This is a genomic window from Flavobacterium sp. (assembly GCF_039595935.1).
Taxonomy (GTDB): domain Bacteria; phylum Bacteroidota; class Bacteroidia; order Flavobacteriales; family Flavobacteriaceae; genus Flavobacterium.
In genome coordinates, this window is record NZ_JBCNKR010000006.1 from 2126555 (window position 1) to 2150505 (window position 23951).

Genomic DNA, 23951 nt, shown 5'->3' on the forward strand with positions numbered 1-23951 from the left:
TCGGTTTTTTTTATGAAGTTGAAAAGATTAGAATTTTGGAATTTGAAAACGAGAATTTACGTTGTAAAAATTGGAATTTGGAATTTGAGATTTGGAATTTTTTAAGTTATTCCCATTTTTAGAATTTGGATTTTATTAAAATTAGAATTTAAACTTCGCTTTTGTTTTAATTTTTTGGTTTTTCAGACAATTGTGTTAATAACTTAAGTGCTTTAAGTCGGAATTTTATGGGTATATAGCCTGCGTTTTTATATATTTGCGTGTTAGACAGTAAATACATTTTTTAGAATAAATTATATGAGCGAAGAAATCAAGAAGAACAATTATTCAGCAGATAGTATTCAGGCATTAGAAGGAATGGAGCACGTAAGAATGCGTCCATCGATGTATATTGGAGATGTAGGAGTTCGAGGACTTCACCATCTGGTTTACGAGGTTGTTGATAACTCTATTGATGAGGCGATGGGCGGACATTGTGATACTATTGGTGTTACAATAAACGAAGACGGTTCAGTTACAGTTGAGGATAACGGACGTGGTATTCCAGTTGATTTACATAAAAAAGAAGGAGTTTCGGCACTTGAAGTTGTAATGACTAAAATTGGTGCAGGAGGTAAATTTGATAAAGATTCGTATAAAGTTTCCGGAGGTCTTCACGGAGTAGGGGTTTCTGTAGTAAATGCACTTTCGGTTCACATGAAATCGACTGTATTTAGAGAAGGAAAAATCTACGAGCAGGAATACGAAAGAGGAAAAGCAATATATCCGGTAAAACAAATCGGAGAAACAGATAAAAGAGGTACACGTCAGACATTTTTCCCTGATGATACTATTTTTCAGCAAACTACAGAGTTCTCTTATGATACTTTATCAGCCCGTATGCGTGAGCTTTCTTTCTTAAACAAAGGAATCACGATTACATTTACAGACAAAAGAGAAGTAGATGATAAAGGCGAATTTAGAAGTGAAGTTTTCCATTCTGATGAAGGTCTTAAAGAATACATCCGTTATTTAGATGGAAACCGTGAGCCAATTATTGCTCACGTAATCAGTATGGATAACGAAAAAGGCGAAATTCCGGTTGAAGTTGCCTTAATTTATAACACAAGTTATTCTGAGAATATTTTCTCTTACGTAAATAATATCAATACACACGAAGGAGGTACGCACCTGCAAGGTTTTAGAAGTGGTTTAACAAGAACACTTAAAAAATACGCAGATGCTTCCGGATTGTTAGATAAATTGAAATTCGAAATTTCGGGAGATGACTTCCGTGAAGGTTTAACAGCGATTATTTCGGTAAAAGTTGCAGAACCTCAGTTCGAAGGACAAACGAAAACAAAACTTGGAAACAGAGAGGTAGTTTCTCCGGTTTCTCAGGCAGTTGGAGAAATGCTTGAAAATTATTTGGAAGAAAATCCAAATGATGCCAAAGTAATTATCCAGAAAGTAATCTTAGCCGCACAAGCACGTCACGCTGCGAAAAAAGCACGTGAAATGGTACAACGTAAAACCGTTATGGGCGGTGGAGGACTACCAGGAAAATTATCAGATTGTTCTGAGCAGGATCCGGCAAGATGCGAGGTTTACTTAGTCGAGGGAGATTCGGCTGGTGGAACAGCAAAACAAGGACGTGATCGTAACTTTCAGGCGATTCTTCCATTACGTGGTAAGATTTTGAATGTTGAAAAAGCAATGCATCATAAAGTATTTGAAAACGAAGAAATTCGAAACATTTTCACCGCTTTAGGAGTTACGGTTGGTACAGCAGAAGACAGCAAAGCATTAAATATTGAAAAATTACGCTACCATAAAGTAATCATCATGTGTGATGCCGACGTCGATGGTAGTCACATTTCTACCTTAATATTAACGTTCTTCTTCAGATTCATGAAAGAACTTATCGAAGAAGGACACGTTTACATCGCAGCACCACCTTTATACTTAGTTAAAAAAGGAAACAAAAAAGAATACGCTTGGAATGACGTTCAGCGTGATCAGGCGAATGAAAGAATGGGAGGAAGTGCAAATATCCAGCGTTATAAAGGTCTTGGAGAGATGAACGCAGAACAATTGTGGGAAACTACAATGGATCCTGAATTCAGAACTTTACGTCAGGTAACTATCGAAAGTCTTGCAGAAGCTGATAGAGTTTTCTCTATGTTAATGGGAGATGAGGTACCGCCGCGTAGAGAATTCATCGAGAAAAATGCCGTTTACGCAAATATCGATGCCTAATAAAAAATAACTTTCAATTCGTTTAATTGTTTAAATTTACTTAAACGATTAAACGAATTGTCAATTTATAGAACAAACAAATTATTAATAACCGATAAAGTAAAAAATATGAAAGTTACCATTGTAGGAGCAGGAAATGTTGGAGCTACTTGCGCAGATGTTATTTCTTATAGAGGAATTGCAAGTGAAGTAGTATTGTTGGATATTAAGGAAGGTTTTGCCGAAGGGAAGGCGTTGGATATTACGCAATGTGCCACAAATACAGGTTTTAATACCAAAGTATCTGGTGTAACCAACGATTATTCTAAAACTGCCGGAAGTGATGTAGTGGTTATTACATCAGGAATTCCGAGAAAACCAGGAATGACAAGAGAAGAATTAATAGGTATAAATGCAGGAATTGTAAAAACAGTTGCCGAAAATGTACTGAAATATTCTCCAGACACTATAATAGTTGTAGTTTCAAATCCTATGGATACTATGACATATTTAGCTTTAAAAGCTACAGGTTTACCAAAAAACAGAATTATAGGTATGGGAGGAGCTTTAGACAGCTCACGTTTCAGAACTTATCTTTCATTGGCTTTAGATAAGCCAGCAAATGATATTTCAGCAATGGTTATAGGAGGTCATGGAGATACAACTATGATTCCGTTAACACGTTTAGCTTCTTATAACGGAATTCCGGTAACACAATTCCTTTCAGAAGAAGTTCTGGCGAAAGTTGCTGCAGATACTATGGTAGGGGGAGCAACACTTACAGGTCTTTTAGGAACTTCTGCATGGTATGCTCCGGGAGCTTCAGTTGCTTATTTAGTTGATAGTATTTTAAACGATCAGAAAAAAATGATTGCGTGCTCCGTTTTTGTAGAAGGAGAATATGGTCAAAACGATATTTGCATCGGAGTGCCTTGTATAATAGGTAAAAACGGTGTAGAAGAGATTGTAGATATTAAATTAAACGATCAGGAAAAGGCCTTATTTGCAAAAAGTGCAGATGCGGTTCGTGGTATGAATGATGCCCTAAAATCGATTTTAGTATAATAAAAACAGGAAAAAAAGAAAAAGGTTGCACTTTTGCAGTCTTTTTTTTGAGATTAATTAATAAATAAATTGGTTAATCTTGTCGTTAATTATATATTTGCTCGATTTAAAAAAAATGCAGTAATTCGTGATCTCGATTTTTTAGTTTTAAAAACTCATGTCAGGGCTTATTTTCAGGGAATTTAAAACCAAAAACAAACATAAAACATAATTAATTTTTAGTAATAATGCAGAATAAAGGACTTATTAAATTTTTCGCAATTCTATTTGCATTGGTAAGTATTTACCAACTTTCTTTCACTTTTGTGGCAAATAATGTCAAAAGTGAGGCTAAAGCTTTTGCAGGAGATAATCCTGATAAAGAGCTAAAATATTTAGATTCTATCGGTAAAGAAAAAGTATTCAGTCTTGGTTTTACAGACTTCACTTATAATGAAGTTAAAAACAAACAATTAAACAAAGGTCTTGACTTAGAGGGAGGAATCAACGTAATTCTTCAAATCTCTGTTAAAGACGTTTTAAAAGGATTGGCTAATAACTCTAAAAATCCGGTATTTAATAAATCATTAGCTGATGCAACTGCAAATTTAGAAGGAAATAAGACCTATTTAAATAAATTCTTTGAAGCTTTTGAAGCAAATTCAAACGGAACTACAAAACTAGCTTCTCCAGATATCTTCGCAAATAGAAGTTTACAAGGAGATGGTGGAATTGATTTCCAAATGACAGATGCTCAGGCTCAAAAAGTAATCAAAAGAAAAGTTGACGAGTCTATCGAAAGTGCTTACAAAGTATTAAGAGAGCGTATCGACAAATTTGGTGTAACTCAGCCAAACATTCAAAAATTAGGAGAAACAGGAAGAATCTTAGTAGAGCTTCCAGGTGCTAAAGATGTTGACAGAATTAAAAAATTATTAGGTGGAAAAGCTCAATTAGAGTTCTGGGAAACCTATAAAATGGAAGAAATCGGAAACTTCTTAGTTTCTGCAAACGAAGCTTTAAAGAAAACTGAAGTTAAGAAAACAGAAACTAAAACTGTTGCTAAAGATTCATTGAATGCTTTATTAACTGATACTAAAGATTCTGTTGATACTAAAAAAGGAAACAATCCTTTATTTGATAAAATTATTGGTAATGGAGGAGGTCCGGTTTTAGGATACTTCGCTACAAAAGATACAGCTGTAATTAACGATTATTTCAAAAGACCAGAAATTAGAGTTTTATTAGCTGCTGATCAGCACTATGCAAAATTTGTATGGAGTAAACCAACATCAATTAAAGATCCAAAAGCTAAAGATCCAAAAACGGCTGCTGATCTTGAAGTAGTAGAATTATATGCTTTAAAAGGTAACAGAGACAATACGCCAGCAATGAGTGGTGGAGTTGTAACTGATGCAAAAGATACTTTTGACCAAATGGGTAAACCAGCTGTTTCTATGCAAATGAACAGTCAGGGAGCTAAAGTTTGGGAAGAATTAACAGGAAGAGCTTTCTCTCAAAAAGGTTACATTGCAATTGTTTTAGATAACATCGTATATTCTGCACCAGGTGTTACAAGCGGACCAATTGCCGGAGGAAGATCTGAAATTACAGGTTCTTTTGACGTAGCTGAAACTAAAGATTTAGCAAACGTATTAAATGCAGGTAAATTACCGGCTTCTGCTGATATTATTCAATCTACAGTTGTAGGACCATCTTTAGGTCAGGCTGCAATTGATGCAGGTACAATTTCATCTGTATTAGGTTTCTTATTAGTTTGTGTTTGGATGGTATTCTATTATGGTAAAGCTGGTTGGTATGCAAACCTTGCTTTATTATTAAACTTATTATTCTTGTTCGGAATTATGGCAAGTTTTGGTTTTGTATTAACATTACCTGGTATTGCTGGTATCGTATTAACATTAGGTACTGCGGTAGATGCGAACATTATTATATATGAAAGAGCAAAAGAAGAATTGCGTGAAGGTAAATCACTTTCTGAGGCTGTTACAGCTTCTTACGGATGGCACGGAGCAATGCGTTCTATCATTGATGCTAACGTAACTCACGTTTTAACTGGAGCGATCTTATTTATCTTTGGTACAGGACCAATTAAAGGTTTTGCTTTAACATTACTTATTGGTATCGTAACTTCATTGTTTACTTCTATCTTCATTGCCAGAATTTTTATCGACAGAAATATTGCTGGAAAAGGTGATTTAACTTTCTCTACAAACATTACTAAAAACTGGTTTACTAATTTCCACTTTGACTTTATTAAAATCAAAAAATTCACTTATATCTTCTCTTCAATCGTAGTTGTAGTGAGTTTAATTTCGATCTTCTTCGTTAACGGATTAGATGAAGGTGTTGATTTTGTTGGAGGTAGAACTTTCCAGGTTAAATTTGAAAAACCAGTTGATGCAACTGTAGTTTCTGATGAATTATCAGCTGCTTTTGGAACTCCTGTTGAAGCTAAAATTTTAGGTGATGACGATCAGTTGAAAATCACAACTAAATATAAAATTAAAGAAGACGGTGTAGCTATTGATGAAGAAGTAAACCAAATATTATACAAAGGATTAGCGAAATATTTCCCTAATACTAGTTATGATAAATTTACTAATTCTTTTGATGGTAAAAGAGTAGGTGTTTTACAAGCTTCTAAAGTTGGAGCTTCTATCTCTGAAGATATCAAAACTAACTCTTACTGGGCAGTTCTTGGGGCAATGGCAGTTATTTTCTTATACTTAATGATTTCATTCCGCAAATGGCAGTACTCATTAGGTGCGATTGCAGCTGTTGCGCACGACGTAATCTTCGTATTAGGAATCTACTCTTTATGCTATAAATTCATGCCATTCCACATGGAAATGGATCAGCACTTTATCGCAGCGATTCTTACTGTAATTGGTTACTCTATGAACGATACAGTAATTGTATTCGATAGAATTAGAGAGTTCATCATCGGAAACCGTAAAGGAACTTTCGAAGATATCGTAAATGCTTCTATTAATACTACATTATCTAGAACATTGAATACTTCATTAATGATGATCATTGTATTATTAACTATGTTTATCTTCGGTGGAGAATCAATCAGAGGATTTATCTTTGCCATGTTAATTGGTATTATTGTAGGTACTTATTCATCATTATTCATCGCGACTCCAGTATTGGTTGACTCGATTTCTGCTGATGATAAGCATACAATCGAAGACAAACATAACAAAGCATAATACTGCTTAAATTATAATAAAAAGATCCGGTAAAAGCCGGATCTTTTTTTTGTACTATATTTAAATGAATTTTAAAATTGCCTATGACTAAAAGAATACTTCTATGTTTATTGCTTTTTAGCCTATTGAAAATATATGCACAAAATAATGATTCAAGATTCTTGCTTGGTTTTAATTATGGTTTCGGAAGTGAATTCAATAATAAAGATTACACTTTTGTAAATCATTTTTATAAAGCACAATTGTATTATAAATTGGAAGAAACAAAACATTTTCAGTATGAGATTTTAGTTCAGCCGGAGATTAATTTTGCGAAACACCAATTACTGAATTTTTATTTTGTAAAACCAGAAACTCCTGATTTCGAACAAAAAAGAGAAGAATATACCAAGCTAAAAGATATTCATGAATATGTTCTGAATTTAGGTTTTTTGATTCGAAAACCTGTTAGTAAAAACATTTCAGTTTATCTTTTAGGAAGTGTTGGCCCGATGATTACAGATACTGAAACTGAAAGAATGTCTAATGGTTTTGCTTTCGCAGATGTTTTAGCGGTTGGTTTTTCTTTAAAATGGAAGAAAATACAATTTGATATTAGACCAGAAGTCAGGCATGTTTCTAATGCAGGTTTAGGAAGTACAAATGCGGGTTATAATACTAAAAACATAGAATTTGGTATTTCGTATCCATTATAAAAAAAACTCCAGTATGTCGAAATACTGGAGTTTTATATTTTTTTGAATTCTTATGATTAAGAATTTGCTAAAGGATTTCTTTGCGCTCTAATGATAAAGAAAAGACCAATTATGATAAAAGGTATACTTAGCCATTGTCCGGTTGAGAACAAACCTAATTCTTTTTCAATACCGCCTTGGCTTTCTTTTACAAATTCTACAATAAAACGTACTACAAATAAAAGCACTAAAAACAATCCGAATAAATATCCTGTTTTTAGTCTTGCATTAGTTTTCCAATATAAGAAATATAAAGCAGCAAATACGAAAATATAACAAAATGCCTCGTACAATTGTGTTGGGTGCTTTGCAGGTACTTCTGCGAGTAAATTTGCAAATTTAGGGTCTGTGGCTATGGCATTATAAGCTTCTTTTGGATTAGCAATTTTTGTAGCGTTTACTGCATCTGCTTTGCTGAATTTGTCATGCAGAAAACGAATTCCAAATGCAGATGTTGTTTCGTGCCCGATAATTTCAGAATTGAAGAAATTTCCTAAACGTACAAAGATGGCGCCACTTGCAACAGGAATTACCACACGGTCTAAAATCCATAATAACGGACGTTTTAAGATCACTTTACTATAATAGTACATTGCTATAATTATTGCAATAGCTGCTCCGTGGCTTGCTAAACCTTGAAAACCTGTAAATTCAAATTTTGGTTCAAATTTAAATGGTAAGAAGATTTCAAGTAAATGATTTCTGAAGTACTCCCAATCATAAAAGAAAACATGTCCTAAACGAGCTCCAATTAACGTTGCTAAAACTGTCCAAACAAATAATGAATCTAATTTGTCTAACGATTCATTTTCACGTTCGAAAATCTTTTTCATCAGGAACCAGCCTAAACCAAAAGCAATTACGAACATTAAACTGTAATAGCGAATCATAAAAAATCCTAAATCTATTCCTTCAGAAGGATTCCAAACGATGTTTAAAGGTTGTGTCATAGAGTATATGTTTTTATTGTGTTTTGTAAAAATAGCTATTAAATACGGATCAAATCTTTATAAAAAGTTAATGTTTGTGTGAACATTTCTTCTCCGGAACAGGATCATAACCTGATCTTCCCCATGGATGACAGCTTAAAATTCTCTTTGTTCCTAAATATCCTCCGTAAAATAATCCGTGGGTTTGTAAAGCCTGAATCATGTATGTTGAACATGTGGGTTCGAACCTGCATGAAGCGGGCGTAAAAGGTGAAATCGCAGTTTGATAAAAGCGTACTAATAAAACAAATGGCGTAATAACTTTCATGATTTATTAGATTTTTCCTTTTTTAGATTGAGAAACTCGTTCCTTCTTTTCCGTCTTTTAATTGAATTCCTAAAGCAATTAACTGATCACGAATTTGGTCAGAAAGCGCGAAATTTTTATCCGCTCTTGCCTGATTTCTCATTCCGATAAGCATATTTACAACACCTTCCAATTTATCATTATTGCTGTCGGTACCTTTTTCGTCGCTTAAGCCTAAAACATCAAAAACGAACGCATTAATAGCTGTTGAGAATAATTTTAAATCTTCTGCAGAAATGGTTTCTTTTCCTTCTTTTAGCAAATTAATATAGCGAACGCCTTCGAATAATTGTGCAATTAAAATAGGTGTATTAAAATCATCGTTCATTGCATCATAACAAGCTTGTTTCCATCCTGCAAAATCAATAGAACTTGAAGAACCTGCTGTAATTGCTGGTAATGCTTCAAGGGCTTCCATTAATCTTTTGTAGCCTTTTTCGGCGGCTGTAATGGCATCATCTGAAAAATCTAAAATACTTCTGTAGTGTGCCTGAAGCATAAAAAACCTAGTTACAGAGGCAGAAAAGGCTTTACTTAAGATTGTATTGTCTCCGCTTAAAATTTCTCCCGGTAAAATATTATTTCCGGTAGATTTTGCCATTTTCTTTCCGTTTAAGGTAAGCATATTGGCGTGCATCCAGTAATTTACCGGAGATTGCCCAGTGCATGCTTCGTTTTGAGCAATTTCGCATTCGTGGTGAGGGAATTTTAAATCCATCCCACCTCCGTGAATATCAAAATGATTTCCTAGGTACTTAGTACTCATTGCAGTACATTCTAAGTGCCATCCCGGGAAACCATCGCTCCAAGGAGACGGCCATCTCATAATATGTTCTGGCTCAGCTCTTTTCCAAAGCGCAAAATCCTGCGGATTTCTTTTATCAGATTGTCCGTCAAGGTCACGGGTATTCGCAAGCATGTCTTCGATATTTCGCCCGCTTAAAACACCGTAATTGTTAGTTTCGTTATATTTTACAACATCAAAATAAACCGATCCGTTGGCAACGTAACCAATTCCGGTATCGATAATTTTTTTGATGATTTCGATTTGTTCTATAATATGCCCGGTTGCTGTTGGCTCTATACTTGGAGGTAAAAAGTTGAATGCTTTTAGAATATCGTGAAAATCAACAGTATAGCGCTGTACAACTTCCATAGGTTCTAATTGCTCTAAACGTGCTTTTTTAGCAATTTTATCTTCACCTTCATCAACATCATCTACAATATGTCCAACATCGGTAATATTACGCACATAGCGAACTTTGTAATCAAGATGTAAAAAGTATCTGAAAATTACGTCAAAAGACATAAAAGTCCTTACGTTTCCTAAATGCACATTACTATAAACCGTTGGTCCGCAAACATACATTCCAACATTTCCTTCATGGATTGGTTTGAAATTTTCTTTTTCACCCGAAAGTGAGTTGTATATTTTTAGGGGTTGACTGCTGTATAGTGGCATATTTATTTTTCTGTTTAACCGTTTAATTGTTGATTTGTTTAATCGTGTAAACGTATTATTGTTTTTTAATTATCTGCGTTTTATTCTTTGGAAAGATAATATTTTTTTAAACTATTTATCTGATTACAGATTTTTTCGATTTTTTCACGAGATTCTACATATTCTGCTTCGGATACATAATTTAAATCTCTTGAAATAATTAAGTGATTCAAAGTTTCCATCGCTGATGAATACGAGATCGTTAAAAAATGAGCTTTATCCTTATTTGTATTTCTAGAAGTTCCTTCTGCAATATTAGTCGCAATTGATGATGAGCTCCTTTTTATTTGGGAAGTTATTCCGAATAATTCATTTGATGGAAATTTACTAGTTAATTTATAAATATCCAAAATAAACATTCTTGCATTCTGCCAAACTTCAAGTTTCTCAAATGAAAAAACGTACATATTTTTGAGTTAAATCGTTTAACCGTTTATTTGTTTAACTGTTTTCGATTAAACGATTAAACAAATAAACGATTAACCCAATATTTAAAAGTGTGTATCTAGTTTAATATAATCAAGAAACTCTCTTTTTGTTTGAGGTTCTTTGAATTTTCCTCCGAATTCAGAAGTTACTGTACTGCTTTCAATATCCTTGATACCTCTTGAGTTAACACAAAGGTGTTTTGCATCGATAACGCAGGCAACATCTTCTGTACCTAAAGCTTTTTGAAGTTCCTGAACAATCTGCATAGTTAAACGCTCCTGAACCTGAGGTCTTTTAGCATAATATTCAACAATACGGTTCATTTTTGACAAACCAATAACTCTTCCGCTTGAAATATAAGCAACGTGAGCGCGACCAATAATTGGCAGTAAGTGATGTTCGCAGGTAGAATAAACGGTAATGTTTTTCTCAACTAACATTTCACCGTATTTGTAATTATTATCAAAAGTAGAAGCTTTTGGCTGTTTTGCAGGGTTTAAACCACCAAAAATTTCTTTTACAAACATTTTAGCTACTCGGTTTGGAGTTCCTTTAATGCTGTCATCTGTCAAATCCATTCCTAAAGTTTGCAGAATGTTTTCAACATCTTTTTTAATTTTTTCTATTTTTTCTTCATCAGTGATATCAAAAGCATCCGCTCTTAGAGGGTTTTTTGCATTACTGCTGAAATGACTGTCACCTATTTCGTCTAAAAAATCTTCGTTATTTATCATTAAAAACTACTATTATAATGGGTATATCTTTTTAAGGCGGTAAAGATAATTAATAAATAGGAAACCTTTTCTATGGTTTTTATTATTTAATCGATCCTTTTTAGATATAATTTAAAATTGATCCAAAAACAAAAGACAATAACAGGATTAGTTATTGTCTTTTGAAAGTTTAAGTTTAGGTTGTTTTATCTATTATTGTACACCAGCAAAGCCTCTTTTAAGATATTTACTGCTGTAATTAGATCTTTTTTGTTTAAAACGTAAGCAATTCGAACTTGATTTAATCCCATTCCGGGAGTGGAATAAAATCCTTTTGCAGGAGCAATCATAACCGTTTCGCCATTCAAATTATAACTTTCTAATAACCATTGTGCAAAATCATCAGAATCCTCAATTGGTAATTCTGCAATGCAGTAAAAAGCGCCTTTTGGTTTGGTTACCACTACGCCTTCAATTTTATTCAATTCTGAAATTAAAGTGTTGCGGCGTTCTTTATATTCACCAATTACTTCATCAAAATAACTTTGAGGTGTATCGATGGCAGCTTCGCATGCAATTTGTTCAATGGTTGGCGGGCTTAAACGTGCCTGAGCAAATTTCATAACAGTTGCCAGAACTTTTTTGTTTTTGGTAACCAGACATCCAATTCTTGCTCCGCACATACTGTAACGTTTAGAAACAGAGTCAACCATGATTACATTTTCCTGTACATCTTCTAAATTCATTACAGAAAAATGCACATCATCTCCATCGTATAAAAATTCACGATAAACTTCATCAGCGATTAAGTATAAATCGTGTTTTTTAATTAAATGAGCTAATTGTTTAATTTCTTTTTCAGAATATAAATACCCAGTCGGATTTCCAGGATTACAAATCAGAATGGCTTTTGTTTTTGGTGTAATTAACTTTTCAACTTCTTCAATACTTGGCAGGGCAAATCCAGTTTCGATGGTCGAAACAAGCGGCACTACAGTTGCACTTGTAGAAGATGCAAATGCATGATAATTAGCATAGAAGGGTTCAGGGATAATGATTTCATCTCCCGGATCTGTAATTGTGGCCAGTGCAAAAAGTAAGGCTTCAGAGCCACCAGTTGTTACAATGATGTCTTCTGTGTTAACGTTTACATTTTGGCGCTGGTAAAAATGAGCTAATTTTTTTCTATAGCTTTCATATCCGGCAGACGGACTGTATTCTATAATACTCAAATCAATATTTTTTACCGCCTCGATGGCCACTTCCGGTGTCTTGATATCCGGTTGACCAATGTTTAAGTGATACACCTTGTGACCTTTTTGCTTTGCTAAATCTGCAAAAGGAGCCAGCTTACGTATCGGAGATTCGGGCATGTTTCTTCCCTTGTGTGAAATTGTAGGCATGAGTATAAATTATTGAAGTGCAAATTTGCGCTTTTTTTTCGAATTTAATTTAAAGAATATACTATCTTATAAAAATCTAACAATAATAAATATATTTACTAATTTTATAATAAAATATTGCCAATGAAAAAATATATTGTGTTGTTTTTTGGGTTATTCTTACCTTTTTGTGTTAAATCTCAGGATAATTTTATTATTCAAAATAATAAACAAAAGGTCGTAATCCCTTTTAAATTGATAAATAATCTCATTTTTATTCCGATTAAAGTAAACGGTGTCGAACTGAATTTTCTATTAGATTCCGGGGTCGAAGAAACTATTCTGTTTAGTATGGATGAAATGAAGGAAGTTAAATTTAATAATGTAGAAAAAATAAGACTTCGCGGATTAGGATCAGAAAGTGAAATAGAAGGGCTTAAATCAACAAAAAACACCTTTGAAACTCATGGTTTAAGATCTGAGAATCACATGCTTTTTGTAATTTTAGATCAAAGTTTTAATTTGTCATCACATATTGGTATTCCTGTAAATGGTATCATTGGCTATAAATTCTTTAAAAATAATCTGGTTGAAGTAAACTATGAGAAAAAAAAGGTCGTAGTGCATACCGACAATGAAGGGTTTCGAAAAAAACTTGACAGAAGATTTAAAAGTGTACCCATAACTATTGAAAAATCAAAGCCTTATATTTCGACTATAGCGGTTGTTGAGGATGAAGAAATTCCGGCTAAATTGTTGATAGATATTGGAAATAGTGACGCTTTCTGGGTTTTTGAAAATAATAAAATCAAACTTCCTAAAAAGAATTTTCCTGATTTTCTTGGGAAAGGATTTAGCGGCGATATTGAAGGGCACAGAGCCAGAATTCAAAAATTTATAATTGATGAATTTGAGTTTAAAAAACCAATTGTTGCCTTTCCGGACTCGAGCTCTATTCGAAATGTTAAGATGGTTCCGGATAGGATAGGTTCAGTTGGAGGAGAAATCTTAAAACGTTTTACAGTAGTTTTAGATTATGCAGATAAAAAACTGTATTTGAAGAAAAATAATAAATACAAAGAACCATTCACTTATAATAAAAGCGGAATCACAATACAGCATAATGGATTGCAATGGGTGCAGGAAACAGTACATTTAGAAACAGTTAAAGTTGCCGTTTCATTGAGTGAAGGAGAGGCAAACCAGAATAACAACAATGGAGCAAATTTTAGATATAAATTTTCTTTAAAACCAATTTATGAGATCGTAAATATCCGCAAGAAATCTGCAGCTGAAAAGTGCGGATTGCAAAAAGGGGATATTATTACATCTATAAATAATGAAGCACCTTATAAATATTCTTTACAGCAGATTAATCAGCTCTTAAAATCAGAAGAAGACAGATGGATAAATTTAGAAGTAGAACGAAATAGTCTTCTTTTAAAATTCAGATTTAAACTTGAAGATGAGCTCTAAAAAAGCGATTATGATTTATTAATTTTTTCATATTAAAATATTGGGTTTTGATAGTGATTTTTTAAAAAGTTTAAATTTTGTGAAAAATTAAGTGTTAAAAATACTTTTTTATTTAAGCAACGCTAATAATTTAGTAAGTTTATCAAAAAAATAACAGTTTATGGCCAAAAAATACATTCATTTCTTACATGTAATTTTATTTTTTGTTTTCTTATCAATTTTGCCTCAAAAATTACAAGCACAATGTGCAGGTGATGATGCAAGCTATACTGTTTGTGATATTCCAAATGCAAGCAGCAAAACAATAGATTTATTTTCGATATTAGGAGGCTCTCCTGTTGCTGGAGGAGTTTGGAGTGATGATAATTCTTCGGGAGGATTAAACTTAACAACAGGAATTCTAAATACGCAGGTTATTAGAGCGAGTGGAATTTATCGTTATACTTATACAGTTACAGGAAACGCAGGCTGTGTAGATAATTCAGCAACAGTTACTGTAACAGTTGGTGGTTATTCCGGAGTTACATCTCCAAATGTTTCTGTTTGCAGTTCTGTGGTTAATTTTAATCTTTTTCAGGCATTTAATGGAGTTGATTTAGGCCCTCAATCAAATGGTAAATGGCATAATGATACCACAAATGAAAATGTCGTTGGGTCTTCAATAAACGTTGAAAACTTAGAAGGAACTTTTTATTTTACTTATACAATGCCAGCAATTGGGACTTGTCCCTCAATGTCATCAACCGCAATAGTAAGCATTTTTAGAGCACCTAATTCTGGGCAGTCAACTAATTTTCTTTTATGTGCAAGTGATGGTTTGTCAGGTTATACGAATGTAGATTTATATGATTATATTTCGGGATATGATACAGGAGGATATTGGAAAGAAAATAGTACTAAAGAATTAACTTTTGTTGGAGATCACAATATTGATGTTGAAAATATTTATAAGGCATATGGTAAAGGGATTTATGTTTTTACATATGTAGTTCCGTCAACAAATCCAATATGTCCTGATGATCAGACATCAGTAGTTTTAAGGCTGGAAGAAAAACTTGATTTTACTGATGCAATTGTTGAAGTTAATTCTGATATCTGTGAAACAGAAATCCCTACAGCAACTTATAACGTTACTATTACCAGAGGGCCAGCAGATATTCCTAATGGAGTTTATCTTGTATATTTTAATGTTACCGGGCATCCAGTTACAGAAAGAGTAACTGCTGATTTTGTAAACGGAGTGCTTACATTTCCAATTGATTCAGATTATTTTAAAACTGTTGGAACATATAGGATTAGTATTGTGAAAATTTATCCTGCGACTAGTTCACAGATATGTGAAAATATAATGAACAATTTATATGACGATTTAATTATTTATCCCAACCCCGATTTAGATGGAGCGATAATTACTCCAGCTGTAACCTGCCAAAATCAGGACGCAGTAGTCCAAATAATAGACGCAATAAAGTTGGCAGATGGAGATTATGACATTGTTTATAAATTATCAGGCGCAAATAATTTGCCATCACAAGTTGCTAGAGTTACATTTACTGGAGGTAGTGGTTCTTTTGTAGTACCTGAAATATTTAATTCCAGGAGCGGTACTTCAATTGTAACAATTACAGCAATTACAAATGTTGTTTCTCAATGTGTAAATGCAGCAAGTCTAACAGGAGAGATTCTCATTAATCCACTGCCAAACGGATCACTTTTAAGGCCACAAATTCAAAACGTATGTTTTGGCGAACCAGTAACAGTAAATATTTCAGGTTTTCAGACTTTGACAGATGTTACTTTATCTTATGTTCTTTCTGGAAGTAATACTTCAAATGTAGAAACTATTGTTTTAAACCCGGTTAATGGAAGTTCGAGTTTTATACTTCCTTCTAGCTTACTTATAAACTCAGGATCAACAACGATCACGATATTAAAAATCAAAAACAATACTACTGGCTGTGAAAGCGATGTAACAGGAATATCAGCTTCATTTTTATTAAACCCAATTCCAACACCGCCAACTGTAACTGATCAGACATTTTGTAAAACAGATCAGGCGACAATTGCTGATTTGCACCCGCAAGGCGCTCAATATACTTGGTATTTATCTCCAACAGATGTTAATTATCTTCCGGATACATATATCTTAAAATCAGAAGATTATTATGTAAGAGAAAGGTCGTCAGTAGGTTGTGTTTCTCAACCGGCTAAAGTTTCGGTAATAATTAATGATACTCCACCTCCGACATTAAATCAAGATGGACAAAATTTTTGCGGTTTAGACAATCCAACAATTCTTAGTCTTTCAAATAATACTGGATCACCGTCAACAGTTGTTTGGTATGATGCGCCAAATAACGGAAATTTACTTTCTTCTTCAACACCTTTAGTTGATAAAGCTACTTATTATGGTTTTGATCTTTCTACAGTTACAAATTGTTTTTCAGAACAAAATTTGGCTGTAACAGTTTCATTAATTGCTTGTGATTCTCCGCAATATACATTTTTTGTTCCCGATGGTTTTTCTCCAAACGGAGATGGAATCAACGATACTTTTACAATTCCTGATATTGATTTTTTATATCCGGATTATAAGCTGGAAATTTTCAATAGATATGGAAATGGAATGTATAAAGGCTTTAAAAATAAACCGGCCTGGGACGGTATAAATTACGAACAAAGTGGAATTGGAAGCGGAATAGCACCAAACGGAGTATATTTTTACATTCTCTATTTTAATAAAGACAACAGACCGCCTCAACAAGGACGTCTTTATTTAAATCGATAATTTCTTAATATAAATTTCAAATGAAAAAAATACTTCTCTATATAACTTTCGTTTTCTATATAACATCAGTTTCGGCGCAGCAGGATCCGGAGTATACGCATTATATGTATAATATGAGTGTTGTAAATCCGGCGTATGCAACGGGAGTTCCGGCTATGATGAATTTTGGAGGACTGTACAGATCACAATGGGTTGGTGCAGTTGGAGCTCCAAAAACATTTACCTTTTTTGGGCATACCGCTATTTCAGATAAAGTCGAAGCCGGATTATCTTTTATATCAGATGATATTGGTGACGGTGCAAAAAAAGAAAATAATATCTATGCCGATTTTGCTTATGTTTTAAATCTCGGCGGAAAAAATAAACTTTCACTTGGACTTAAAGCAGGATTATCATCAATGCAGACTAATTTTAACGGATTTAAGTTTAATGATCCTGCAACTGATATGGCTTTCGCCGAAAACATAAATGCTACAAAACCTAATATTGGAGTAGGAGCCTATTATTTTAGAGACAATTTATATGTTGGTATTTCAGCACCTAATTTATTGAAATCAAAATACATTGAAGAAAAATCGGGAGTAAATGCTTTTGGATCTGAAAATATACACACTTTTCTAACCGCAGGATATGTTTTTCAGGTTAATGATATGTGGAAAGTCAAACCAGCATTTATGACCAAATTTGTAAAAGGTGCGCCCATTTCAATAGATTTGACTGCCAATGTATTGTATAATGAAAAATTTGAACTTGGGGCAGCTTATAGAATCGACGATTCGGTAAGTGCTTTATTTAATTTTAATGTAACGCCTACTCTGAGAGTGGGTTATGCCTATGATTATACACTCACGAATTTAGGTCAGTTTAATTCGGGAACACATGAAATTATGCTGCTTTTTGATTTGGATTTACTAGGAAAAGGATTTGACAAATCACCAAGATTCTTCTAAAATGAAAAATATGAAAAAACTACTCGTTATTATATTCGTATTTTCAATACAGTTTATAAATGCTCAGGATCAGGAATTGATTAGAGCAAAGAAATTTTTTGATAGAACCTATTACAGCGAAGCAATTGTTTTATACGAAAAACTGGCAGAAGAAAAACCATCACAAGAAGTTATAAAAAACCTTGCAGATTCCTATTATTATACAAACGACTTAGTAAAAGCACAACGTTATTATCGATTGTTATTTAAGAATTATAATGAAAATCTAGACAAAGAATATTATTTCAGATATGCGCAGACATTAAAAGCAACAAATAATTACGATGAAGCAAATGCTGCACTAAAAGAATATTACAGTAAATCTGCTAATCCGGAAGATGTTGAAAATTTTGAAAAAGATATTAAAACTCTCGAAAATGTTTCGGCAATTGGTAAACGATTTGAAATTAAAAATTTGCCAATAAATACTCCAAATTCAGAGTTTGGAGCAGTTGTATATAAAGACAATTTGGTTTTTGCAGGCGTTAAATTAAAACCGGGAATATTCGATAAAAAATTTAAATGGGATGGAGCAACTTATTTAAATTTGGTAACAATTCCGTTAAAAAATATTAATGCAGCCGATTCTATCACGCATTATTTTGCTAAAGAATTAAAAACGGGAATGCACGAATCAAATGCCGTTTTTACAAAAGATGGTAAAACAATTTATTTTACCAGAAACAATTCTAAAAATGGAAAGAAAAAAAGAGACGACAAGAAAATTTCTAATCTTCAGATTTTCAGAGCCGAATTAGTTGATGGAAAATGGACTAATATTACGTCACTTCCTTTCAATAGCCCAAATTATTCAGTAGAGCATCCTGCACTGAGTGCCGATGAAAAAGTATTGTATTTTGCGTCAGATATGCCGGGATCAGTAGGATCTTTTGATATTTATTCGGTTAATATAAACAAAGGCGCATTTGATACCCCAAAGAATTTAGGACCGGAAATTAATACCAATAAAAGAGAGCAGTTTCCTTTTGCTTCAGCAGACAATAAACTTTATTTTTCTTCGGATGGACATTTAGGGTACGGATCTTTGGATGTTTTTGTTTCTGAAATAAATGGAAATGAATATTCAAAGCCAATAAATATTGGGCTTCCATTAAACTCAAATCTGGACGATTTTGCATTCAATATTGATGCTGAAACCAAAGAAGGTTATTTTGCATCAAACAGAGAAGGAGGAAAAGGCGGAGACGATATTTATCAATTTAAAGAAATTAAAGATTTAATTGTAGAAGACTGTAAACAGTTTATTACAGGTATTATTACAGATGTTGATACTAAACTGGCTTTAGAAAGCGCAACAGTAATTTTGCAGGATTCAGATAATAAAACCCTGAATACCGCCACAACTTTAGCAGACGGGAAATTCAGTTTTACAGTTCCCTGCGAAGCTTCTTATAAAGTTTCGGCTTTTAAAGAAAAATACACAAATGAATCAAAAACTCTGACTTTAGATAAAATCAGAGACAAAGAAAACGACGCTTCTTTAGCTTTAAAATCTCTTGAAAAAATCAAACTTGAGGAAAAAGAAAATGCCGAAAAGAAAAGACAGCAGGAAATTATCATTGAAGAAGAAAACAAGAAAAAAGCTGAGCTTGTAGCAATCGAATTAAAACAAAAAGAAAAGAAAGCGAAAGAAGCCGAAATCGCTGCCGCGGAAGTTAAAAAGAACGAAAAAGTAAAAGAAATTCTAGAGAAAGAAAAAGATGTTGTAAGAGATAAAGATCGTTTGATTATTAAAACAGATCCTATTTATTTCGATTACAATATGTGGTATATTCGTAAAGAATCTAAAGTAGTTTTAGGCAGAGTTGTAGAGTTAATGAAAAAATATCCGGGAATGGTAATAGAAATTGGTTCACATACAGACTCTCGCGGAAATGCCAAATACAATGAAAATCTGTCTCAAAAAAGAGCCGATTCAACAAGAGATTTTATAATACAATCCGGAATTGATGCTAAAAGAGTTACTGCAAAAGGGTATGGAGAATCTGTACCAATTGTTAAGTGTAAAACCGATGATGCTTGTTCAGAAGAAGATCATGAGTTAAACCGAAGATCAGAATTTGTGATTAAGAATTTATAACTCTGAAAAAAATAAATTTTAATTAAGAAGCCTTTATTTTGGCTTCTTTTTTATTTAATTTTATAAAATAACCTTGAAACAAAATATTGAAATATGAAGAATCTAGTTTTACCTTGTCTGTTAGTAGTTTGCATTGGATTTCAAAGCTGTAAAAATGAAGAAAAACAAAAAGAAGCTGAAGCTGCAAAAGCTGATGCCGAAACAGTTACAAAAACAGAATGCTATCAGGCTGTATATGAAAAAGATACAATTCAGTTAAAATTAAATACTTTAAAAAACGGGAAATTATCTGGAAATATGATTATGAAAGTGGCGCCTTCAACAGTAAGAACTGGCGAAATTGCAGGAGAATTTCATGGAGATACTTTATTTGCAGATTATACTTTTAAGGATTTATCACAAAAAGATAAAACGTTTAAAAACCCAATGGCATTTTTAAAGAAAGACAAACAGCTTATTTTAGGAAACGGAACCATGCAGACAACAATGGGAGTTACGTATTTAGTAAAGGATAAACCAATTGATTTTGTGAGTGTAAAATATAAGTTTGACGCAGCTGAATGCGCTGAGAAAAAATAATAAAGATTTTATGCGTAAATATCTTTGTCAAAGTTTTAAACTTTGACAAAGATTTGATAATATTTGATATAAAAAAGCCGTTTCTAATTTAAGAAACGGCTTTTACAATTATTAAAATTTAGTTTATTCTATAGAACTTCTCCCTTAATTTTAAGGGCAACTCGGCCATCAGGATAATTTACGGCGTTGGTTTCAACAGTAATTGTTTTACGAATAGGACCGCTTGCCATATTGTATTTCACATCAATTTTTCCTTTTTTTCCAGGCATTACAGCAGCAGCTGGTTTAGTAACCACTATCGAGCTAACTGTAGATTCTGCACCAATAATTAAAAGCGGAGCATCGCCGGTGTTTGTAAACTCAAAAGAGCGAACTCCATTATCAGTCTTAGAAATTTTTCCATAATCAATCGTATTGTCCTGGGCTGCAAATTCAATTTTTGGGCCATTTTGTGCATAACCTATCGCGCTAAACAATACGACTGCAATAAAAGAGGCAACATTTTTCATTTTGAAATTGTTTTTAAGTTGTAAGTAAATATACATTGTTTTAATTAACACACAAATTATTAATTCGTTTTTTATAGTGTACTTAATTATTTACTTTTGCTGTTAATTATAATTACAAAAATTGAACCAAAGTTTCGTTTATTTGTTTAACTGTTTAATCGGTTAATCGATTTACCTAGATGGACTTCACAAAATAAACAAACGATTAAACAATTTAACGATTAAACGAATCAACAAAAAATAAACGATTAAACAACCCTAGTAAATGACAATTCCAGCACAATTTGACGCTAAAGCGATTGAGAACAAATGGTATGATTACTGGATGAAAAACAATTATTTTCATTCAGAACCTGATCATAGAACACCTTATACAATTGTAATTCCACCGCCAAACGTCACTGGAGTCCTTCACATGGGACATATGTTGAATAATACAATTCAGGATGTTTTAATTCGTCGTGCGCGTTTAAAAGGATTCAACGCTTGCTGGGTTCCGGGAACGGATCACGCATCGATTGCTACAGAAGCAAAAGTGGTAGCGAAATTAAAAGCCGAAGGAATCAACAAAAATGATTTGACTCGTGAAGAATTCCTAAAACATGCCTGGGAATGGACAGATAAATATGGCGGAACAATCTTAGAGCAGCTTAAAAAACTAGGTGCTTCATGCGATTGGGAACGTACTAAATTTACAATGGATCCAGATATGTCTGCATCTGTAATTAAATCGTTTGTAGATTTATACAACAAAGGTCTAATTTACAGAGGATACCGAATGGTAAACTGGGATCCGGAAGCAAAAACGACTCTTTCTGACGAAGAAGTAATTTATGAAGAACAACAAGGAAAATTATTTTTCTTAAAATATAAAATCGAGGGAACTGAGGAATTTTTAACCATTGCCACAACTCGTCCCGAAACTATTTTTGGAGATACGGCAATTTGTATCAATCCAAATGATGAGCGTTTTACACATTTAAAAGGTAAAAAAGCAATCGTTCCTATTTGCGGAAGAGTAATTCCTATTATTGAAGACGAATATGTAGATGTAGAATTCGGAACAGGATGTTTGAAAGTAACGCCTGCGCACGATATGAACGATAAAACTTTGGGTGAAAAACACAATCTTGAAATCGTTGATATTTTTAATGAAGATGCAACATTAAATAGTTTCGGATTACACTACCAAGGAAAAGACCGTTTTGTTGTTCGTAAAGAAATTGAAAAAGAACTTCAAGAAATTGGTGCTTTAGCAAAAACAGAAACACACTTAAATAAAGTAGGAACTTCTGAAAGAACAAAAGCGGTAATCGAGCCAAGATTATCTGACCAATGGTTCTTGAAAATGGAAGAATTAGTAAAACCTGCAATTAAGTCGGTTTTAGAAACAGGAGATATTAAATTACACCCAAAACGTTTCGAAAATACGTATGCGCACTGGTTAAATAATATCCGTGATTGGAATATTTCTCGCCAATTATGGTGGGGACAACAAATTCCGGCTTACTATTATGGAGACGGAAAAGTAGATTTCGTTGTGGCTGAAAACATTGAAGATGCTTTAGCATTAGCGAAAGAAAAAACATCTAACAACTCACTTACAACATCTGACTTAAAGCAAGATGTTGATGCATTAGATACGTGGTTTTCTTCTTGGTTATGGCCAATGTCTGTTTTTGGCGGAATTATGGATCCAGAAAGTCCAGACTTTAAATACTATTATCCAACAAACGACTTAGTAACTGGTCCGGATATTTTATTTTTCTGGGTTGCGAGAATGATCATTGCGGGTTATGAATATGCTGGCGAAAAACCTTTTACAAATGTATATTTAACAGGTTTAGTTCGTGATAAACAACGTCGTAAAATGTCTAAATCATTAGGAAATTCTCCTGATCCTTTAGATTTGATCGATAAATTTAGTGCCGATGGAGTTCGTGTAGGATTGCTTTTAAGCGCTTCTGCAGGAAACGATATTATGTTTGATGAAGAATTATGCAGTCAGGGAAAAGCGTTTTCAAACAAAATCTGGAATGCATTTAAATTGATTAAAGGATGGGAAGTTTCAGAAACTATCGCTCAGCCAGAATCATCAAAAGTAGCAATCGAATGGTACGAAGCTAAATTGCAGCAGACTTTAGTTGATATTGAAGATAATTTTGAGAAATACAGAATTTCAGATTCTTTAATGGCGATTTATAAATTGGTTTGGGATGATTTCTGTTCTTGGTTCTTAGAAATGATTAAACCGGCATATCAACAGCCAATTGACAGCATAACTTTTGCGAAAGCGATCGAAATGTTAGAAAGTAACCTGAAATTATTGCATCCGTTTATGCCTTTCTTAACAGAGGAAATATGGCAGTTAATTACAGAAAGAACGCCGGAAGAAGCTTTAATCGTTTCAACCTGGCCGGAATTAAAACCATTCAATGCAGATTTAATTACTGATTTTGATAATATTACAGAAGTAATTTCCGGAATTAGAACAATTAGAAAAGATAAAAATATTCCGTTTAAAGATGTTATCGAATTAAAAGCAATCAACAGCGAAAACTTAACAACTTATTTCGATTCAATCGTAACAAAATTAGGAAACGTTTCAGCTTTTGAGTATGTTTCAACAAAAGTAGACGGCGCATTATCTTTCCGTGTAAAATCAAATGAATATTTTATTCCGATTTCAGGAAATATCGATGTTGAAGCAGAAATTGCAAAACTGACAGAAGAATTGAATTATACAAAAGGATTCCTGAAATCTGTTGAAGCAAAACTTTCTAACGAGAAATTCGTAAACGGAGCTCCGGAAAAAGTTTTAAACATTGAAAAACAAAAACAAGCTGATGCTTTGGCAAAAATTGCTACAATCGAGCAGAGTTTAGCTGGTTTGAAATAAGAATCAGATTCTTTTAAATATAAAAGCTGTCCTAAAAAGGACAGCTTTTTTGTTT

General features: G+C 33.2%; 17 protein-coding genes. 10 read left to right on the forward strand and 7 right to left on the reverse strand.

What is annotated here, in order from left to right:
* Window positions 1-297: 297 nt before the first annotated feature.
* The 4 genes from gyrB to ABDW27_RS18945 all read left to right on the forward strand — a co-directional run bounded on the left by gyrB (window position 298) and on the right by ABDW27_RS18945 (window position 7195).
* Window positions 298-2238 carry a DNA topoisomerase (ATP-hydrolyzing) subunit B gene (gyrB, locus tag ABDW27_RS18930; protein ID WP_343697303.1) on the forward strand — a complete coding sequence of 647 codons (1941 nt, stop codon included), beginning with the start codon at window positions 298-300 and terminating at the stop codon, window positions 2236-2238.
* Window positions 2239-2346: 108 nt separating this feature from the next.
* Entirely contained in the window at window positions 2347-3282 is a 936-nt protein-coding gene (gene mdh, locus ABDW27_RS18935) for a malate dehydrogenase (RefSeq protein WP_343697304.1), read from the forward strand.
* Between the two features lie 227 nt (window positions 3283-3509).
* A complete protein-coding gene (gene secDF, locus ABDW27_RS18940) occupies window positions 3510-6500 on the forward strand; it encodes a protein translocase subunit SecDF (protein WP_343697305.1) in 2991 nt (996 codons plus the stop codon).
* Window positions 6501-6583: 83 nt separating this feature from the next.
* Window positions 6584-7195 carry an acyloxyacyl hydrolase gene (locus ABDW27_RS18945; protein ID WP_343697306.1) on the forward strand — a complete coding sequence of 204 codons (612 nt, stop codon included), beginning with the start codon at window positions 6584-6586 and terminating at the stop codon, window positions 7193-7195.
* A gap of 56 nt (window positions 7196-7251) precedes the next feature.
* On the opposite strand, the gene lgt is transcribed toward ABDW27_RS18945, so the two are convergent.
* The 6 genes from lgt to ABDW27_RS18975 form a co-directional block, all read right to left on the reverse strand.
* Window positions 7252-8184, reverse strand: a complete 933-nt coding sequence (gene lgt / locus ABDW27_RS18950; protein WP_343697307.1) for a prolipoprotein diacylglyceryl transferase — start codon at window positions 8182-8184, stop codon at window positions 7252-7254.
* Window positions 8185-8251: 67 nt separating this feature from the next.
* Complete coding sequence (gene yidD, locus ABDW27_RS18955) at window positions 8252-8491, reverse strand: membrane protein insertion efficiency factor YidD (RefSeq protein WP_343697308.1); 240 nt, start codon at window positions 8489-8491, stop codon at window positions 8252-8254.
* Window positions 8492-8513: 22 nt separating this feature from the next.
* The gene (gene cysS / locus ABDW27_RS18960) at window positions 8514-9992 is read right to left on the reverse strand and encodes a cysteine--tRNA ligase (RefSeq protein ID WP_343697309.1); all 1479 of its coding nucleotides are present in this window, start codon (window positions 9990-9992) and stop codon (window positions 8514-8516) included.
* An 80-nt stretch (window positions 9993-10072) separates the two neighbouring features.
* A complete protein-coding gene (locus tag ABDW27_RS18965; protein WP_343697310.1) occupies window positions 10073-10438 on the reverse strand; it encodes a four helix bundle protein in 366 nt (121 codons plus the stop codon).
* Between the two features lie 84 nt (window positions 10439-10522).
* Window positions 10523-11194, reverse strand: a complete 672-nt coding sequence (folE, locus tag ABDW27_RS18970; protein ID WP_073416811.1) for a GTP cyclohydrolase I FolE — start codon at window positions 11192-11194, stop codon at window positions 10523-10525.
* 185 nt (window positions 11195-11379) lie between these two features.
* Complete coding sequence (locus ABDW27_RS18975; protein WP_343697311.1) at window positions 11380-12576, reverse strand: pyridoxal phosphate-dependent aminotransferase; 1197 nt, start codon at window positions 12574-12576, stop codon at window positions 11380-11382.
* A 123-nt stretch (window positions 12577-12699) separates the two neighbouring features.
* Between ABDW27_RS18975 and ABDW27_RS18980 the strand changes: the two genes are divergently transcribed.
* The 5 genes from ABDW27_RS18980 (at window position 12700) to ABDW27_RS19000 (ending at window position 20488) form a co-directional block, all read left to right on the forward strand.
* Window positions 12700-14031 carry a PDZ domain-containing protein gene (locus tag ABDW27_RS18980; protein ID WP_343697312.1) on the forward strand — a complete coding sequence of 444 codons (1332 nt, stop codon included), beginning with the start codon at window positions 12700-12702 and terminating at the stop codon, window positions 14029-14031.
* A gap of 160 nt (window positions 14032-14191) precedes the next feature.
* On the forward strand, window positions 14192-16819 hold the full coding sequence (locus ABDW27_RS18985) for a gliding motility-associated C-terminal domain-containing protein (RefSeq protein WP_343697313.1): 2628 nt from the start codon (window positions 14192-14194) through the stop codon (window positions 16817-16819).
* 20 nt (window positions 16820-16839) lie between these two features.
* Window positions 16840-17769, forward strand: coding sequence for a type IX secretion system membrane protein PorP/SprF (locus tag ABDW27_RS18990; protein WP_343697314.1), 930 nt, complete (start codon window positions 16840-16842; stop codon window positions 17767-17769).
* A 10-nt stretch (window positions 17770-17779) separates the two neighbouring features.
* Window positions 17780-19909, forward strand: coding sequence for an OmpA family protein (locus tag ABDW27_RS18995; RefSeq protein ID WP_343697315.1), 2130 nt, complete (start codon window positions 17780-17782; stop codon window positions 19907-19909).
* 93 nt (window positions 19910-20002) lie between these two features.
* On the forward strand, window positions 20003-20488 hold the full coding sequence (locus ABDW27_RS19000) for a hypothetical protein (RefSeq protein WP_343697316.1): 486 nt from the start codon (window positions 20003-20005) through the stop codon (window positions 20486-20488).
* Between the two features lie 128 nt (window positions 20489-20616).
* On the opposite strand, the gene ABDW27_RS19005 is transcribed toward ABDW27_RS19000, so the two are convergent.
* Complete coding sequence (locus tag ABDW27_RS19005; protein ID WP_343697317.1) at window positions 20617-20997, reverse strand: DUF1573 domain-containing protein; 381 nt, start codon at window positions 20995-20997, stop codon at window positions 20617-20619.
* Between the two features lie 265 nt (window positions 20998-21262).
* Between ABDW27_RS19005 and ABDW27_RS19010 the strand changes: the two genes are divergently transcribed.
* Window positions 21263-23896, forward strand: a complete 2634-nt coding sequence (locus tag ABDW27_RS19010; protein WP_343697318.1) for a valine--tRNA ligase — start codon at window positions 21263-21265, stop codon at window positions 23894-23896.
* Window positions 23897-23951 lie beyond the last annotated feature (55 nt).

Bases quoted from the DNA above. Each gene is read 5' to 3' on its own strand.
- ABDW27_RS19010 (WP_343697318.1), top strand. From the start codon at position 21,263: ATGACAATTCCAGCACAATTTGACGCTAAAGCGATTGAGAACAAATGG.
- ABDW27_RS18995 (WP_343697315.1), top strand. From the start codon at position 17,780: ATGAAAAAACTACTCGTTATTATATTCGTATTTTCAATACAGTTTATA.
- ABDW27_RS18985 (WP_343697313.1), top strand. From the start codon at position 14,192: ATGGCCAAAAAATACATTCATTTCTTACATGTAATTTTATTTTTTGTT.
- secDF (WP_343697305.1), top strand. From the start codon at position 3,510: ATGCAGAATAAAGGACTTATTAAATTTTTCGCAATTCTATTTGCATTG.
- ABDW27_RS18965 (WP_343697310.1), bottom strand. From the start codon at position 10,438: ATGTACGTTTTTTCATTTGAGAAACTTGAAGTTTGGCAGAATGCAAGA.
- yidD (WP_343697308.1), bottom strand. From the start codon at position 8,491: ATGAAAGTTATTACGCCATTTGTTTTATTAGTACGCTTTTATCAAACT.
- folE (WP_073416811.1), bottom strand. From the start codon at position 11,194: ATGATAAATAACGAAGATTTTTTAGACGAAATAGGTGACAGTCATTTC.
- ABDW27_RS18975 (WP_343697311.1), bottom strand. From the start codon at position 12,576: ATGCCTACAATTTCACACAAGGGAAGAAACATGCCCGAATCTCCGATA.
- cysS (WP_343697309.1), bottom strand. From the start codon at position 9,992: ATGCCACTATACAGCAGTCAACCCCTAAAAATATACAACTCACTTTCG.
- ABDW27_RS19005 (WP_343697317.1), bottom strand. From the start codon at position 20,997: ATGAAAAATGTTGCCTCTTTTATTGCAGTCGTATTGTTTAGCGCGATA.
- lgt (WP_343697307.1), bottom strand. From the start codon at position 8,184: ATGACACAACCTTTAAACATCGTTTGGAATCCTTCTGAAGGAATAGAT.
- ABDW27_RS18980 (WP_343697312.1), top strand. From the start codon at position 12,700: ATGAAAAAATATATTGTGTTGTTTTTTGGGTTATTCTTACCTTTTTGT.
- ABDW27_RS18990 (WP_343697314.1), top strand. From the start codon at position 16,840: ATGAAAAAAATACTTCTCTATATAACTTTCGTTTTCTATATAACATCA.
- mdh (WP_343697304.1), top strand. From the start codon at position 2,347: ATGAAAGTTACCATTGTAGGAGCAGGAAATGTTGGAGCTACTTGCGCA.
- ABDW27_RS18945 (WP_343697306.1), top strand. From the start codon at position 6,584: ATGACTAAAAGAATACTTCTATGTTTATTGCTTTTTAGCCTATTGAAA.
- gyrB (WP_343697303.1), top strand. From the start codon at position 298: ATGAGCGAAGAAATCAAGAAGAACAATTATTCAGCAGATAGTATTCAG.
- ABDW27_RS19000 (WP_343697316.1), top strand. From the start codon at position 20,003: ATGAAGAATCTAGTTTTACCTTGTCTGTTAGTAGTTTGCATTGGATTT.